This is a genomic window from Leisingera sp. F5 (assembly GCF_001593695.1).
In genome coordinates, this window is sequence record NZ_LUKH01000007.1 from 24,601 (window position 1) to 40,884 (window position 16,284).

The 16,284-nt window shown below is 61.8% G+C and carries 12 protein-coding genes and 1 tRNA gene; 2 read left to right on the top strand and 11 right to left on the bottom strand.

Going from position 1 to position 16,284, the window contains the following annotated elements; translation table 11 throughout:
• Positions 1 to 198 precede the first annotated feature (198 nt).
• Complete coding sequence (locus A2I95_RS06075) at positions 199 to 780, top strand: nucleotidyltransferase family protein (protein WP_291728851.1); 582 nt, start codon at positions 199 to 201, stop codon at positions 778 to 780.
• Between the two features lie 103 nt (positions 781 to 883).
• On the opposite strand, the gene A2I95_RS06080 is transcribed toward A2I95_RS06075, so the two are convergent.
• The 10 genes from A2I95_RS06080 to A2I95_RS06125 form a co-directional block, all read right to left on the bottom strand.
• Positions 884 to 3,118: a Hint domain-containing protein gene (locus A2I95_RS06080; protein WP_291728853.1), complete on the bottom strand. Its 2,235-nt coding sequence runs from the start codon at positions 3,116 to 3,118 to the stop codon at positions 884 to 886.
• An 826-nt stretch (positions 3,119 to 3,944) separates the two neighbouring features.
• Positions 3,945 to 4,034 (bottom strand) — tRNA-Ser (locus A2I95_RS06085).
• Between the two features lie 79 nt (positions 4,035 to 4,113).
• On the bottom strand, positions 4,114 to 4,839 hold the full coding sequence (locus A2I95_RS06090; protein WP_291728961.1) for an alanyl-tRNA editing protein: 726 nt from the start codon (positions 4,837 to 4,839) through the stop codon (positions 4,114 to 4,116).
• On the bottom strand, positions 4,826 to 7,279 hold the full coding sequence (locus A2I95_RS06095) for a DUF3772 domain-containing protein (RefSeq protein ID WP_291728855.1): 2,454 nt from the start codon (positions 7,277 to 7,279) through the stop codon (positions 4,826 to 4,828). The genes A2I95_RS06090 and A2I95_RS06095 overlap by 14 nt, the downstream gene beginning before the upstream one ends.
• Entirely contained in the window at positions 7,276 to 8,310 is a 1,035-nt protein-coding gene (locus A2I95_RS06100; RefSeq protein WP_291728857.1) for a cysteine synthase A, read from the bottom strand. Before A2I95_RS06100 ends, A2I95_RS06095 begins: the two co-directional genes overlap by 4 nt.
• A gap of 67 nt (positions 8,311 to 8,377) precedes the next feature.
• The gene (locus tag A2I95_RS06105) at positions 8,378 to 9,502 is read right to left on the bottom strand and encodes an NUDIX domain-containing protein (RefSeq protein WP_291728858.1); all 1,125 of its coding nucleotides are present in this window, start codon (positions 9,500 to 9,502) and stop codon (positions 8,378 to 8,380) included.
• Between the two features lie 29 nt (positions 9,503 to 9,531).
• The gene (locus tag A2I95_RS06110; protein WP_291728860.1) at positions 9,532 to 9,972 is read right to left on the bottom strand and encodes a TrgA family protein; all 441 of its coding nucleotides are present in this window, start codon (positions 9,970 to 9,972) and stop codon (positions 9,532 to 9,534) included.
• A 30-nt stretch (positions 9,973 to 10,002) separates the two neighbouring features.
• Complete coding sequence (locus tag A2I95_RS06115) at positions 10,003 to 11,208, bottom strand: cyclopropane-fatty-acyl-phospholipid synthase family protein (RefSeq protein ID WP_291728862.1); 1,206 nt, start codon at positions 11,206 to 11,208, stop codon at positions 10,003 to 10,005.
• Positions 11,209 to 11,288: 80 nt separating this feature from the next.
• Complete coding sequence (locus tag A2I95_RS06120) at positions 11,289 to 12,713, bottom strand: deoxyribodipyrimidine photo-lyase (protein ID WP_291728864.1); 1,425 nt, start codon at positions 12,711 to 12,713, stop codon at positions 11,289 to 11,291.
• A 24-nt stretch (positions 12,714 to 12,737) separates the two neighbouring features.
• Positions 12,738 to 13,961 (bottom strand): aminotransferase class V-fold PLP-dependent enzyme, encoded by a 1,224-nt coding sequence (locus A2I95_RS06125; RefSeq protein WP_291728866.1) that lies wholly within the window; start codon positions 13,959 to 13,961, stop codon positions 12,738 to 12,740.
• A gap of 238 nt (positions 13,962 to 14,199) precedes the next feature.
• On the opposite strand from A2I95_RS06125, the gene A2I95_RS06130 reads away from it, so the two are divergent.
• Positions 14,200 to 14,580 (top strand): VOC family protein, encoded by a 381-nt coding sequence (locus A2I95_RS06130; protein WP_291728963.1) that lies wholly within the window; start codon positions 14,200 to 14,202, stop codon positions 14,578 to 14,580.
• A gap of 56 nt (positions 14,581 to 14,636) precedes the next feature.
• Here the strand turns inward: A2I95_RS06130 and A2I95_RS06135 are convergent, their stop codons facing one another.
• Positions 14,637 to 16,277, bottom strand: a complete 1,641-nt coding sequence (locus tag A2I95_RS06135; RefSeq protein WP_291728868.1) for a BCCT family transporter — start codon at positions 16,275 to 16,277, stop codon at positions 14,637 to 14,639.
• Positions 16,278 to 16,284: the final 7 nt, after the last annotated feature.

Here is a 16,284-nt window from a genome sequence, read left to right on the forward strand (position 1 = left end):
TACCGCCAAGGCAGATCCGCAACGGATACGTCAGCAGCTATACCCAGTTGTTTCGCGCGCGAAACAACTGGTCAGTATCATTGATCTATTTGGGGCGCGGATCCGGTGACTTTCCCTGGATCCGCATCTTCATCTTTGTAAAAATACTCCCGCCGGAGGCATCCTGCCTTCTGGCCTGAAACAAACGTCCGGAATGCCATGACAGCTATCGCCATACTCCTGCTCGCTGCCGGCGCATCGTCCCGGATGCAAGGCCGCGACAAGCTGATGGAGGATGTGGACGGCCAGCCTCTGCTTGCCCTGATGTGCCGCAGGGCGGCGCTTACCGGTCTGCCGGTGTTTGTGACTTTGCCCAGCAAGGCCCACCCCCGTGCGGCCGCCACCGGCAGCGCGATCCCGGTCCCGGTTCCTGACGCGGCTGAGGGCATGGCCGCCTCCATCCGCCGGGGAACCGCAGCATTGCCTGAACAGACCAAGGCCGTTATGATTCTGCCCGCCGACATGCCAGAGGTTGAAACCCAGGACATGCTGCGCCTCGCCGCGCATTTCCACGGGGACGGCGGCCCGGTCCTGCGCGCCACGGCTGATGACGGCACCCAAGGCCACCCGGTGCTGTTTCCGCGCCGCTGCTTTGCTGCCCTGAAAACCCTTAGCGGGGACCAGGGTGCCCGCAGCATCCTGAAATCCGAACCGCCGCAGATGGTGCCCCTGCCAAAAACTCATGCTCTGACCGATCTGGACACGCCCGAGGACTGGGCAAACTGGCGCAACCGGCGCTGATCACCGGCACCCCCTCCAAATGCAGAGAAGGCAGGGCACAAGGCCCTGCCTTCCTGCGCTTTGCTCTTCTCTGCCGTTTCCCCCAAAACAACAGCAGCATTTCTCAATGCACGAGCAGATGCGCCTCGTGTTTCCGCAAGGACCGGCGTGCCGCGGAATAGGCGGCCTGGCCCTTCTCTGATTTAAGATCCGGGAACAGCTCGAACAGTTCGTTGCGCTGCGCATTGTCCAACCCGCGCAAGGACTGGTCGCCCGGCTGAAAGCTTTCGGTCCAGGCGCCATCGGACAACACCACTTCGTGCTGATCGAACATAAAGTGGATATAGGTCACCCCGGTGGTCTCCACCGCGTCAACGCCCGTCAGCCCGGTCAGATGCTTGGCAGCCACCAGCACCTCTCGGTCTTCGAAATACAGCGCCGTCTTGTCGTTGGCGACCAGCACCCGGTGGTTGGGGCTGACCATCATGTCGCGCTCCGGCAGGCCATTGCCCAGGGCGCCCTGGCGGATCAGCACCGGCTGCAGATGCGCGGCACTGTGCAGCTCCCGGCCCTCCAGCGTGCGGGTCCCGATCCAGCGGATTTCCTGAATGCCATTGTCGCGGGTGATCACCCGGTCGCCAGCCTGCAGGTCTTCGACCCGGCGTTCCCCCAGCGGGGTGGCGATCAGCGTGCCCGGTGTGAAGCAGGGAATGATCTGCTCAATCTCGCCAAACGTCATGGAGCCGGTCACTGCCCCGTCGTCATCAATGAAATTGACAGTGCCCGAGATGCTGTTGCCATCTGCGTCGACGGTGACACCGCTGAGTTCGAACGGACCGGTCCCTGTCAGGTCCAGCGTGTCGAAATCGTCGCCGCCCGAGCCGCCGTCAACTTCGTCGCCGGCATTGCCGCCCAGGAAAGTATCGCGTCCGGCGCCGCCCGACAGGGTATCGGCCCCCTGGCCGCCGGTGATCAGGTCATTGCCTGCGCCGCCGCGGACGATATCGTCGTCAATACCGGCATCAATGGTGTCGTCGCCCGAACCGCCGGAGATATCGTCGTCGTCGTCCTGACCAAAAATCAGGTCATTGCCTGCGCCGCCGTCGATCGTGTCCATCCCATTGGTGGGATCCGGATCAGCCGGGCGGCCGTCGCTGCCGTCGTCAGTAATGTTCAGCCCATCGGGGAAAGCCGGGTCCAGACCGCCATAGATGGTGTCGGCACCGCCGCCGCCCAAGATAGAGTCGGAGCCTTCGCCGCCAGTGATCTCATCCGCGCCGGAGCCGCCGTCGATGGTGTCATCGTCGATGCCGCCATCAATCACGTCCATGCCGGAGCCGCCGCCGATCAGGTCGGCATCATCCCCGGTGGAGATGGTGTCATTGCCGGCACCGCCCAGGACGGTGTCGCGGTCGTCATATGGGTCCGCATCCGCCGGGATGAACGGAATGTCGGGATCAGTGCCGGTGTAGCCCGGGAAGCCGCGGTCGGGCAGCGGGATGCCGCTGTCCTTGGAGGTGTCGATCACATCATCGCCGTCGCCGCCCTCGACCGAGTCGGAACCGTCGCCGCCGTCGATGGTGTCATCACCCCCGCCGCCAAGAATGGTGTCGTCTCCCTCGCCGCCGGTCAGGCTGTCATCGCCCGGTACAACCGGGTCCTGCGGGTCGGAGGAATAGTCGAAATGGGCATTGTCGAGCGTCGTGCCCGAGGTGCCGAGGTCAACGATCAGCTTGACGTCGTTGAAGTCCCTGTCGCCCAGGTTGCGAATGTCCTCAAAGCCCAGCTGGACAGAACCGTCCGGGAATTCAAAGATCCCCTTGGTGTGGTCCAGCCCGTCCGGGTTCAGGTCCGCGTTCGCACCATAGCCGGAAGAGAAAAAGGTGCCCTGCGGGCTGACAATGCCGACGCCGACAAAGGCGCCTTCGGGCGCATCATAGGTAAAGGTTTCACCGGCATCCGCATTGGCATTCTGCGACAGCACCACAATATCGCTGATCTCGCCGGTGGACGGGTCGATGGTGTAGGCAAAGACCTTGTTCTGGAATGCTGCACTGGTCGACGAAATGGTGATCTTGACAGGTTCATTTGCGCCGGAAACGCCATCGCCCAGGATCAGATCATCGCCGCTGCCGCCATCAACAGTATCATCTCCGGAGCCGGCATAGATGCTGTCGTTGCCGCTGCCTGCGATGATGACATCATCATCCGGCCCCGCCGCCGGATCAGTGGCATCGGCGTTATCAACCATGTCGCCTTCCGGATCGCCGGTGTAGGCCGCATTGATCAGGTCATCCCCCGAGGTGCCCTCAACAATTCCGTTCAAGGCCGCATTCGGCATATCGGTACCCTTCGCCATCACTCTCTCCTCACCGGTCTGGCCCCAAGCCCATCGTTCGGGCCAGCCGGACAGCCGCACAGCCATGCGGAACTCCGCAGTCAAAACACCAGCCCAAGCGGAGAGGGCCAGAACGCGCAAACGTTCTGGAGTGCACGCCGGAACAGCGCGCAGCCGATAAGCAAAAACTCTCGGATCAGTGATGTGCAGGCATCACCAGCACAGGGACTTAAACTAAATTTTAGCAGTCCGCCACAATCCAGCAGCTCGCAGAACTCGCCCCCCCAATGGGCTAGAACATGCATACGTTAGGTGCCCCCGGCCACAAAGCCAAAAAATTGCCTAAAAATCCCCTCATTGCGCCATCCAGGCCAAGCAGGAGGGCATAAACCGGTGCTGGATTATGCTGATTGTTTCGAAAACCTGATACAATCAGCAGTCCGAGCTTGCACATCCCGCACAAACTTCCCGCATTTGTTGCTCGAAGGGCCGGAATTGTCGCCAGATCCGAAACAGGGGTAAAATGCGGCGATACTGCCGCCATTCCGCTCCCCCCATAAGCTGCCCTAAGGGAAATGGCGTGGATTTGATTTCAATCCTTGCCGTTTGCAAAGTTTGTTTCTCAATGCGGCGGGAATGCCGGACACGTCTTTCGAATCAAACTGCCTATGCGGAAGGTCAGCGCAACCGTGCGGGAAAGTAAATAACGCTGAAGAGTTTATTCAATCCGCCGGCATCTGTCCGCTGACAGGCTTGCGCTTGATGCAATACCCGCCGCCGCAACGCGTTCTTCTCTGCCTGCTTGGCCACGCCTGAAGCAATTGATGTTCGTCGGCAATATGGGTTATGGCGGAGAGACAGGGATTCGAACCCTGGAGACGGTTTCCCGCCTACACACTTTCCAGGCGTGCGCCTTCGACCACTCGGCCACCTCTCCGTGAGGGGGCTTTTGAAGGATCACAGGGGGAAATGCAAGGGCCGAAATGGCAAAAAAGCACTCCGGCCCGCATTCTTTTTCAAGTCTCCAGATGGAGATAGACGCGGCGGTTCTGCTTGCCCTTTTTCTCCACCTTGCCAAGGCGGATTCTGCCGATTTCAGCGGTGCGTTTGACATGGGTGCCGCCGCAGGGCTGCAGATCAATCTGCTCGTCAGCGGTGCCGATGCGGACAAGGCGCACATGCCCTGCCCCGCGCGGCGGCGAGACGGACATGGTTTTCACCAGCTGCGGATTAGCGTCGAGTTCGGCATCGGTGATCCAGTCCTCTGTCACCTCCAGATCGCGGTCGATCAGTGCCTGCAACTGGTCCTGCAGCGCCTGTTTATCCTGAGGGGCCTCAGGCATGTTGAAATCCAGACGCCCTTTTTCCGCGCTGATCGAGCCGCCGGTCACCTCCAGCGGGACCACCACCGACAGCAGGTGCAGCGCGGTGTGGACCCGCATATGGCCATAGCGGCGGTCCCAGTCGAGCACCTGGGTGACCGTAGTGCCCTCGTCAGGCAATTGCTCCCCTTCATGCGGCACCAGCACAATTGCATCGCCCTCACCCTTGACAGTGGTGGCAATGGTGCATTGACCGCCGCCCCACAGCAGCTGGCCGCTGTCGCCGGGCTGGCCGCCGCCGGTGGCATAAAACAGGCTGCGGTCCAGAATGATCCCGCCCTGGTCCGTATGGGCCAGCACCCGTGCGTCGGTCATCCGCGCATAGGCGTCCTTGAGGAACAGTTTCTCACTTGTCGGCATCGGCATCTCCATCTGAATCAGCGTCGTCACCCGCATCCTGCTGCAGATCGTCCAGGTCCGGTTTCAGCGGCGCAGGCGCCGCGGCTGGCTGCGCTGAAGAAGTTGGTTTCGATGGCGTCAGTGCCTCGGGGTTACGGATCCAAATGTCGCGCTGCATGAAGGGGATTTCGATCCCTTCCTCGTCGAACCGTTTGGAAATCTCATAATTCATGTCGGATTTCACCGACAGAACCCAGTTCACATCGCGCAGGATTGCCCGGATCTCAAAATCCAGGCTGTCCGCACCAAAGCCCTGGAACACCACGCTGGGCGCCGGGTTGAGCAGCACCATCGGATGCGCCTTGGCGACCTCGCTCAGGATCGCCTCGACCTTGCGCGGATCGGTGCCATAGGCGACACCCACCGGCACAATCACCCGGCCCACGGTGTTGCCGCGGGTGTAGTTGGTGACGGTGCCCGAGATCAGGTCCGAGTTCGGCACGATCACGTCGGAACGGTCGAAAGTCTCGATCCGGGTGGAGCGGACGGAAATGTCGCGCACATAGCCCATCAGCCCGCCGACCTCGATCCAATCGCCCTTGGAGATCGGGCGCTCGATCAGCAGGATGATGCCGGAAACGAAGTTCGACACAATGGTCTGCAACCCGAAACCGATGCCAACCGACAGCGCACCTGCAACGATGGCAAGCGACGACAGGTCCAGCCCGGCCATCGAGATGGCGATGACCGCTGACAGGAAGATGCCGACATAGCCAAGGCCGGAGGTGATCGCGTTCTGGCCGCCCGGGTCGATCTTGGTCTTGGGCAGCAGCGAGTTGCGCAAAGAGCCCTGGACCAGCCGGGTCAGCGCGTAGCCCACGGCAAAGACCACTGCGAAGGTCAGGAAGGCGGTTGGCGAAATCCGTGTATCGCCGATCTGGAAACCTTCGAGGAACTGCGACCACAGCTCTGTCAGGTCTGCGATCCGCGCGCCCCAGATCAGCGCCAGCAGCGGCAAAGCCAGAGCGGCGAGCACAAAGCCGATCATCACCGCAAACAGGGATTCCCGCGCTTCGGACCCTCTGCCGGAAAGCCAGCCGTACAGGTCGCCCAGGAAGCGCTGCAGCACCATCAGGGCGGCCAGCAGCGCCAGGGTGGAAACCGCGGGGTAAATCAGCGCCTCGGCCGCGTTGACATAGCCAAAGGCTGCCAGCACCGGGGACACAAACCCGAGCAGATAGGTGGCACGGCGCACCAGATTCATGATCCGGTTGGCACCGGCAGCAATGGCGCCGTCGTCTTCGGTCTCATCGCCGCTTTGCTGCTGGCGGCGCTTGGCGCCGATCCGGTGCAGGCGCAAAAGTACCAGTGCCGCCCCCATAATCAGCGGGAAGCTGGCCACCGCATGGGCCTCAGCCGGGATGCTATCGATGTTTTCCAGCTGGGTCAGCGCGTCTTGCAGCACCAGGATCACCGCCAGGATGTCAACCATCAGGCGGGTCTCGTTGAGACGCCCCTCCTGCACTGGAACCAGATCGTTTTCAAGGCGGCTGGAAAACAGCTGGTTGCCCAGCCAGTGAAAGGACAGAAGCAGCAGCGCCCAGCCGGGCACATAGTCCAGCAGGATCGAGCCGCGAATGCCGAGCACCCCGGACAGGTCCACAGCTGCGGTCAGGCAGATGATGCCGATAAAGGGCAGGATCACTTCCAGCAGCGACACCACAAAGCCCCAGACACCGCGGCCCGAGCTGCCGAACTGGCGCAGATAGTCGCCCGCCGCATGGGCCCAGGGCCGGCCGCGCAGCACCAGCAGCGCCGCGATCAGCAGCAGCAGCAGCAGTGCCGGCAGGCTGTTTTGAACCCGCTCAGCCGTGGTGGCGCTGCCCACCCTGGAAGCGGTCTCGTTCCACAGGGAGCTGCCGGAGCGGGTCAGAGAGCGCAATGCCCCTGCCCAGTTTTCCGGGTTGAACGGCGAGGGCCCGCGCTCCAGCAGCCTGCGGGTGCGGCGTTCGCGGATGATCTTGTCAATCTCGGCGATCAGCCCGTTCGCACGGCTGTAGGCCTCTTCCGACACAATGCGCGGAACTTTCAGGTCCTTCAGCTGCTGTTCCAGCGAGCGGCGCAGCTGGGCGATATCCTCGGGCTCGCTCTCGCCCTCGCCGGGGGCCGGGCCGAGGGCGCCAAGCTGGCCTTCGAGCGTCTGGATACGATCGCCGTTGCCAGTCCGCGCGTTCAGAAAATTCTGCCGGAAGGAGGTGAGCTCTTTGCGCAGCGCTTCCATAGCGGCGCTGGAGGCCCGTCTGGCGTCGATGACCTCCTCCGCGCGGTTGGCGGTCTTGAGCCAGTCCTGATAGATCGCCCGGGATTCAGCGCTCAGCTGAGCCAGGGCAGGCAAAGCGAGGCCGGCCACGATGGCCAGCCCCAGCAAAGCAGTCCGCAAAGCGGTTATGATAGGTGTCATACGTCCTCAAATACGCCTGGGATAGACGCGGGCGTATGGGTCATCCACTCCGGCACCGGCAGGTTCTTCTCCCGCAGGAAATCCGGATTGAACAGCTTGGACTGGTAGCGGGTGCCATAGTCGCACAGAACGGTGACGATGGTTTTACCCGGCCCCATCTCCTTGGCCATACGCACAGCGCCGGCAATGTTGATACCGGAAGAGCCGCCCAGCACCAGGCCTTCCTCGTGCAGCAGGTCAAAGACATAAGGCACCGCCTCAGCGTCCGGCACCTGGTAGCTGAAGTCAGGCGTGAAGCCTTCCAGATTCTTGGTGATCCGGCCCTGGCCGATGCCTTCGGTGATCGAACTGCCTTCGGAGGCCAGTTCACCGGTGGTGTAGAAGGAATAGAGCGCCGCGCCCAGCGGATCGGCCAGACCGATCTTGACGCCCTTGGGCTGCAGCGCATCCGCCACCCCTGCCAATGTGCCGCCGGAGCCGACCGCACAGACAAAGCCGTCCACCTTGCCGCCGGTCTGTTCCCAGATTTCCGGGCCGGTGGTTTCCACATGGGCCTGACGGTTGGCCACGTTGTCGAACTGGTTGGCCCAGATCGCGCCGTTCGGTTCCGTCTTGGCCAGTTTTTCCGCCAGACGCTGGGAATAGCGCACATAGTTGTTGGGATTGCGGTACGGGGCCGCGGGCACCTGGACCAGCTGGGCGCCGGCCAGACGCAGCATGTCCTTTTTCTCTTCCGACTGGGTTTCCGGGATTACAATCACCGTCTTGAAACCCATGGAGGCGCCGACCAGCGCCAGACCGATGCCGGTGTTGCCGGCCGTGCCTTCGACGATGGTGCCGCCGGGCTTCAGCTCACCGCGGGCGACGGCATCTTTGATGATGTACAACGCCGCACGGTCCTTGACCGACTGGCCCGGGTTCATGAATTCAGCCTTGCCCAGGATCTCGCAGCCGGTCTCTTCGCTGACGCGGTTCAGGCGGATAAGAGGAGTGTGGCCGATGGCATCAGCCAGATCGCGTGCAATGCGCATGGTATCCCTTTCGATCGTTCCCCCAAGGTGTAACTAAGCGCCCCGGCGTTCACAAGGCGCGAAGCGGTCAGGACGGTGCGTTGCGCAGCCGCTCACGGTGGCGTGACAGCCACAGTGCAGCAGTGACCAGCGGCATGTCCTGATAGATCTGCGCATCAACGCCCTGCATCAATTCGTCATAGCTAAGGACCTGGCTGCGGATATCCTCGCCCTCACCGGCAACACCGCCGCCGCCATTGACGTCAGAAAGGTCTGATATGCCGATGAAAACATGAATGAATTCCGCCAGCGCGCCGCTGGACGGATAAACCTGCGCAACCGGCTCCAGGCGCTGGACAGTGACGCCTGCCTCCTCTTGCGCCTCGCGGATCGCGGTGTCCTCGGGCGTCTCGCCGGGGTCGATCACGCCAGCGACCGGCTCCCACATCCAGGGGTGCGCCTCGCCCATGATAAAGGGCGGTGCGCGGAATTGCTCCACCAGCAGCACCTGATCGCGGACCGGATCATAGGGCAACAGCACCGCCGCATGGCCTGCCATCGCGGCAGAGCGTTCCATCACCGGGCTCATCGAACCGTCAAAGCGGCGGTACTGCAGCTGCATCTCTTCCATTGCGAAGAAATTCAGATAGGCGCGGTTGTGACTGTGCACGATCACGTCCCTGGAAAGGTCATGCACCCCGTCACCGGGCCGCGCCTGCGCTTCCAGCCAGGCGGCGGCGCGGCGGCGCACCGAAGGGAAACAGCGGGCCACTTCTTCGGCGGTCATGCGGCCATGATATGACATCACCTCTTCGGCGGCCCGCAAGGACAGCGCCCCCCATTTGCCCGCCCAGGCCGCAAGATCCCACGGCTCAGCGGTCTGCCAGAGGCCGGGTTCGGGAAAATAGACCTCAGCCGGGGCGGTGCTGCCATCCTCCTGCTGAACCGAAACCGGTTTCAGCGCATAGCCGAAACCGCCCTCGTAAAAGTTGAGCGCATCCAGATCTGCGGGGGACAGGTCCTGTACCAGAACGCCGTCAGCCGTGGCACCCTCGCGGGCTTCGATCGCCGGGAATGGCTGGCCAACCACCTGATAGACACCATGGCCGGACAATTTTGCACTCTGCGCCTTCAGCGCCGCGCCGCTGCGGCCCAGCACCAGTTCAAGCAAAGGGATATGGCGCAGCGTGCCAAAGAAAAAGAGATCAGCCACGGATTACAACCTGTTGTTAAGAAGACGTTTCAGCGCCAGCGGCGGGAGGCATTTTCGGTCGCAAGACCGGCAAAAACCCCGCCCACGGCCAATGGCACCAGCACTGTTGGCACAGCGATAACAAAGAAATAATCCAATGCAATCACAAAGATCTGGGACAGGGCCTCAAACGGGCCGCCATAGCGGTGGCGCATGGCCAGGCGGAACATTTCCCAGGTGCCTTGTATAAACAGCGCCCACAATACCATGACCACCATGCCCGTCAGGCCATTGTTTATGCCGGGGACCAGCCCGCGGCCTGCGCGTTTGCCCATGAAGATCCAGCCGCTCAGCAGCCCCAGCGCCACATTCACATGCACGAAATAGCCGAAATCGGTGCCCTCGGGCATCAGCGGCATCACCAGAAATGAGACAATAAAAGCCAATAAAGCCAAACAAAATGCAGCGGTCAGTCGGGCTCCGGTGGGCATAGGCGGTTACAATCCGTGCGGCCAGTTCAGTCAGCGATGTGCAACTGTAATCTGCGTCACGTCGCAATTGCCAGTCTTAAAGGCGGCTGCGCAGGAAGTGAGGTAAAAGTTCCACATTTTGCGGAAACGGTCATCAAATCCCATGCGGGCGATCTGATCCCAGCGGGCGTTGAAGGTGTCGTGCCAGCGCCGCAAAGTCTGGTCGTAGCTGTCGCCGAACTCAATCGAGCGGACAACGCCCAGACCTGCCTGTTCGACCTGATCGCGCAGGACATGCGGAGACGGCAGCATCCCGCCGGGGAAAATGTGTTTCTGGATGAAATCGACGCCTTTGCGGTAAATCTCCCAGCGCCGGTCGGCAACGGTGATGATCTGCAGCGTGGCCTTGCCGCCGGGTTTCAGCCGGTCGTGAACGGTGCTGAAATACGCGGGCCAGTATTTTTCGCCCACGGCCTCGAACATCTCGATCGAGGCGATGCCGTCGAATGTGCCGCGGCAGTCGCGGTAGTCTTGCAGGCGCAGGTCCACCAGATCGGAAAGACCTGCCTTTTCCATGCGTTGACGGGCAAAATTCAACTGCTCCTTACTGATCGTCAGCCCCGTGACTTTCAGCCCCCTTTGACCGGCTGCGTATTCGGCAAAGCCGCCCCAGCCGCAACCGATCTCCAGCACGTGGTCGCCGGGTTGCACCCCCATCTGGTCCACCATCGAGGCGTATTTGGCGGTTTGCGCTTTTTCCAGACTGTCCTGGCCGCTGCGGAACAGGGCGCTGGAATAGGTCATCGTGTCATCCAGCCACAGCCCGTAAAAATCATTGCCCAGATCGTAGTGGTAGGAGATGTTCTTTTGCGCCTGTTTGCGGTGATTGCGGTGCAGCCAAAAGCGGAAGCGTTCATAGGCACGTGCCAGGCCCTGGCCCGGGAAACCATCATAAACGGTGTTGGCCCCCATATGCACCAGATCCATAAAGGCCTGCAGGTCCGAGGTGCTCCACCAGCCTTCCAGATAGGCGTCGGCAAAGCCAAGATCGCCCTCGCGGATCAGCCGGGCGAAACAGTCGGGATTGCGGATGTGCAAGTCGGCAGCAGGTCCGGGATTGCGCCCGTTTGCGGAAAATATGCGCCCGTCCGGCAGGTGGATATCCAGCTGCCCGACCTCCATGGCCTTCACTTTGGCAAACACCGCAGCAAAGTAGCGCGGCAGGTTTTTCTGGCCCTCAACGGACGTGAGCTTCATTCGCTTCCCCCTGTGAGACACGGACTGGCTACAAGGAAAAAGCTAGGCCGCAGTGGGCCTTCCGGCAAGAAAACTATGCGTTAGCGGTTTTCACGGGCCCCGTGATAGGCCGTGAGCGCGCGGTCGCGGCCCTGTTTCAAACTAATCACCGGCTCGGCACGGGGGCTTCCGGGCGACAGGCCCCAGGACACGGGCGCCGCATCGAAGAAATTCAATGCGGTTTGCGGCGGGCCGTCCTGGCCTTCGGCGATCCAGCGGCCTGTGTAAGCGCCTAATGGGTCGAACTTTTCCAGCTGACCGCTGGGGTTGAAGACACGGAAGAAAGGAGCTGCATCAGGGCCGGAGCCTGCCACCCACTGCCAGCCCATGGCGTTGGATGCCGGGTCCCAGTCCACGAGCGTCTCCGCAAACCAGTCCATCCCGATTTTCCAATGCGTCATCAAATGCTTGGTGAGGAAACTTGCCACAATCATCCGAGCCCGGTTGTGCATCTTTCCGGTCGCATACAGCTCTCGCATGGCGGCATCAATGAAGTCATAACCTGTCTGGCCGCGCTGCCAGGCCAGGACCTGCGGGGTGATGTCCTGCGCCCAGGGAAAGGCCTGCCATTCGTCGCGCCAGCTGCTCGTCAGCATATGCGGCGAGTGGTACATCAGGTGATAGGCGAACTCGCGCCAGGCAACCTCTTTCAAAAAATGTTCCGCGCCCTGGCTGCCGCGCTCCATCGCCGCGCGGCCCAGGTGCCACATGCGGTGGGGGCTGATTTCCCCCCATGCAAGGTTTTCCGACAGGCCGGAGGTGGCGTCCTCGCCCGGAAAGTCGCGGCGCTCTTTATATACGTCCACGGTGTCTTCGAGGAATTCGTCCAGGCGGGTTAGCGCGGCGGCTTCGCCCACCCGGCAGTAGCGGGCCACCACATCCGCGCCGCGGCGCATGGCGGCGCCCATGTCCCAGGCAATGAGGTCTTCGCTGACGGGCCAGTTTTCCGGTGCCGGCAGCGTGGCGGGTGCCCGCAGCAGGCTGGTGACGCTGCGGCCCCGCACGGCCTTCCAGAACGGGGTGTAGACCTTGTACATGCCCCCGGTCTTGGTCTCGACCGTCCAGGGTTCAAACAACAGCCGGCCGCCGTGGGACCTGGCCGCGGTCCCCTGCGCCGAGAGCTGCTGTTTTACTTCGGTGTCGCGGGTAATGGCCTTTGGATCATAAAGGCGAGACCAATGCACGGCCCCTGCCCCGGTCTCCGCAACCAGCTGTCGCAAAACGTCCAGCGCCCTGCCCCGGCGCAGGATCAGGCGGGAGCCTGCCTTGGCCAGCTCCTGTGCGAAATGCTCCACCCCCAGCCCAAGGCGGAACTTTGGCGCGGCGCCCAGCGCCGCGTCCTGTTCGTCCAGGATATAGACGGGCAAGATAGCCCTATTGCTCGCAATAGCGGCAGTCAGGGCCGGGTTGTCACAAAGACGGAGATCCCGCCTGATCCACCAGATTACCGGGGAACTGTTGTTCATGCCGCTTTCCTAGTCCTGTCTGCGTTACAACACCCGGTCCAGGGTCTCGATCAATTTTGCGACCTCGGCCTGGGACGTGTAGTGGGTGAAGCTCATACGCAGCACGCCGTCGTTTGGATCAACCCCCATGGCAGAAAGCGCGCGCACCGCGTAGAAATCGCCGCCGCCGGCCATAATGCCATATTCCGACAGCGCCGCGGCAACCGGTTCAGCAGCGCGGTTCAGAGCGACGGCAACGGTGGGCGCGCGGGTTTCTGCAATCGAAGGCCCCAGCAGGCGCACATCGTTGCGATCCTTCAGCGCATCCAGCAGCGGCTGCAGCAGAGCAACCTCATGCGCGCGCATCAGGTCGTGGACAAAGGCACCGGTTTCGGCAGCAGTGCCTGCGTGACCGTGATGGGCCGCCAATGCCTCGAAATAATCCGCGATGCCGGCAGAGGCCGCCACCTGGGCATGGTCCGGGCCTGCCGGAGTGAAGCGTTTATAGAGCGTGTCCGCATTGAAGTAATGCGCCTGGTTCGGCAGCAGCGTGCCCAGCGCCTTGCGGATCACCATGACACCCTGGTGAGGACCGTAAGTTTTGTAGGCCGAGAACAGGTAGATATCGGCGCCCAGGTCATCCACATTCGGCAGCCCGTGCGGCGCATAAGAAACCCCATCGACACAGACAAAGGCGCCGGCCGCATGGGCCATGGCGGTGATCTCGGGCACCGGGTTGATTTCGCCCACCACGTTGGAACAATGGGGGAAACAGACCAGGCGGACGTTTTCATCCAACAGGGTTTCCAGTTGGGCTGCGTCCAGATGGCCGGTCTGCGGATCTACCTGCCATTCGCGGATCTCGATGCCTTCCTCGGCCAGGCGCCGCCAGGGGCCGGTGTTGGCTTCGTGGTCCTGGCTGGTGACGATGATCGCCTCACCGGGCTTCATGAATTTGCGGAACGCCTGCGCCAGAACATAGGTGTTCTGGGTGGTCGAGGGGCCAAAGCTCAGCTCTTCGGTTGCCACGCCCATCAGCGCTGCCAAACGGGCGCGGGCTTCGTCCATTTCGGCGCCGCCCAAGCGGGAGGCTTCATAAGGCGCATAGGGCTGCACCTTGCGCTGAGTGTAGAAACGGGTCAGCCGGTCAATCACCTGGCGGCAAGTGTAGGAGCCGCCCGCGTTTTCAAAAAAAGCCTGGTTCTGAAGGCTGGGTTCGGCAAAGGCCGGGAACTGGGTCCGGACAAAATCAATATCCAATGCGGTCATTTCTCTTTCCTCTTTCGCCTTGCTGTCCTGTTGCACACCGCAGTTGGCTGCGGTTCCGGCAAGGCCATGCTCCCGCACAAGGATTGAGGGAACACACACAGCCCTGCAAGCCGGAATTTCGGATCGGGACGGCAGGTAAGAAAATCAATTGCACCGGAGGCTCCAGACAGGAAGCTGATGCCAGAAACTGGCAGGAGCACCTGTCATGCTGACCACAGGCAAACACGGAGGATTTGATATGGCCTATACCCCCAAGGATTTCCTGGTCTGGGGCGAGCTGCCCGTCAGCGACTTGGACGCGGCAGTGACGTTTTATTCCAAGGTGACCGGTGCCGATTTGAGCATCGACACCAGCGGTCCCAACCCGATGGCAATGTTCAAGCCTGCGGATCAGGCAACCGGCGTTGCTCTGCATCTGTATCCCGGCAAACCGGCAGCCGACGGACGCGGACCGACATTGCATCTGACCGCTGAGGGCGAATTGGAAGATGTGATGGAGAGGGTCACGGATGCCGGCGGCAAAGTGGTCTCCCCCACTATCGAGATCCCGCCCGGACGGTTCTTCTATGCCACCGACCCGGATGGGAACTCGGTGGGTTTCTTCAAATACAATAACTGACACGCAAAGAAGGCCCCGGGAAAGCTCCGGGGCCTTTCGTTTGTCCCGGACGCACCCTAGCGCGCTTCGGTCTGCAGCCCGCGGAAAATTGCCCAGCACATCGTCAGCAGCACCACGGTAAAGGGCAGACCGGTGGATATCACCATGGCCTGCAACGCCCCCAGACCGCCGCCCAGCAGCAGCACGATAGCCACAGCGCCCTCGAAGATGCACCAGAACACCCGTTGCGGCACTGGTGCATCCACCTTGCCGCCTGCCGTGATAGTATCAATCACCAGCGAACCGGAGTCCGACGAGGTGACAAAGAACACGACCACCAGAACAATCCCGACAAAGGAGGTGATGCCTGCCAATGGCAGCTCTCCCAGCATCTTGAACAGTTTCAGTTCCAGTGCTGCGTCCTGCGCGCCGGTGAAACCCTCTGTAACCACCTGATGGATTGCGGTGCCGCCAAAAACGCTCATCCATAGCACGCAGACCATGCTTGGGATCAGCAACACGCAGATGATGAACTCGCGCACACTGCGGCCGCGGCTGACCCGGGCAATGAACATGCCGACAAAAGGCGACCAACTGATCCACCAGGCCCAGTAAAAGGCGGTCCAGCCCTGGCTGTAGTTCACATCTTCGCGCCCGAAGGGATTGGACAGCGCAGGCAGGTATTCCACATAGGCCGCCAGGCTGGAGAGGAAGCCTGTCAGGATAGCTACCGTCGGGCCGGCCAGCAGCACAAAGATAAGCAGCACAAAGGCCAGTCCCATGTTTATCTCTGACAACACCTTGACGCCGCCATCCAGGCCGCGCAGCACCGAGATCAGCGCCACCGCGGTAATTGCGGAAATCAGGATCACCTCGGTTGCGGCACCAACCGGTACGCCAAACAGTTCGTTCAGGCCGGCGTTGGCCTGGGTTGCTCCGAACCCCAGCGAAGTGGCAAGACCGAACAGGGTCGCAAAAACCGCCAGGATGTCGATGATATGACCGGTCCAGCCCCAGACCCGCTCGCCGAAGATCGGGTAGAAGGCTGAGCGGATGGTAAGCGGCAGCCCTTTGTTATAGGTGAACAGCGCCAATGCCAGCGCGACGATGGCGTAGATCGCCCAGGGGTGCAGCCCCCAGTGGAAAATGGTCGCTGCCATGCCCAGGCGCACCGCTTCGGCCTGATCCCCGGCTGCAGCCCCCAGCGGAGCCCAGTCGGTACGTGCGCTGCCGCCCTCCGGCACGGTTGTGCCGCCAAAGGCGGTGGAGAAATGGCTCATCGGTTCGCTGACGCCATAGAACATCAGGCCGATGCCCATGCCCGCGGCGAACAGCATCGCAAACCATCCCGCATAGCCGTAATCCGGCGTCGCCTCATTGCCGCCCAGACGCACGCTGCCCCAGGGGGAAACAATCAGGAACAGACAGAACAAGACAAAAAAATCTGCTGCCCCGAAGAAGAACCAGTCAAAATTGCTGGTGACTGCCGGGCGCAGCCAGTTGAAGAATGTTTCCGCCTGCTCCGGGAGCGCCAGCGCGTAGAACACAAACGCAACGATCACGAGCCCGGAGACCAGGAACACCGGGTTGTGGATGTCGATCCCGAACGGGCCGATCCGGGTTTCGATATTGTCCTGTCCGATCTCATATTCGGTATCGATGATATCCGATTCGCCTTCCGGGGCGGGGATACCCTGATTTGTGGTTTCGTCAGCCATTGCGGCC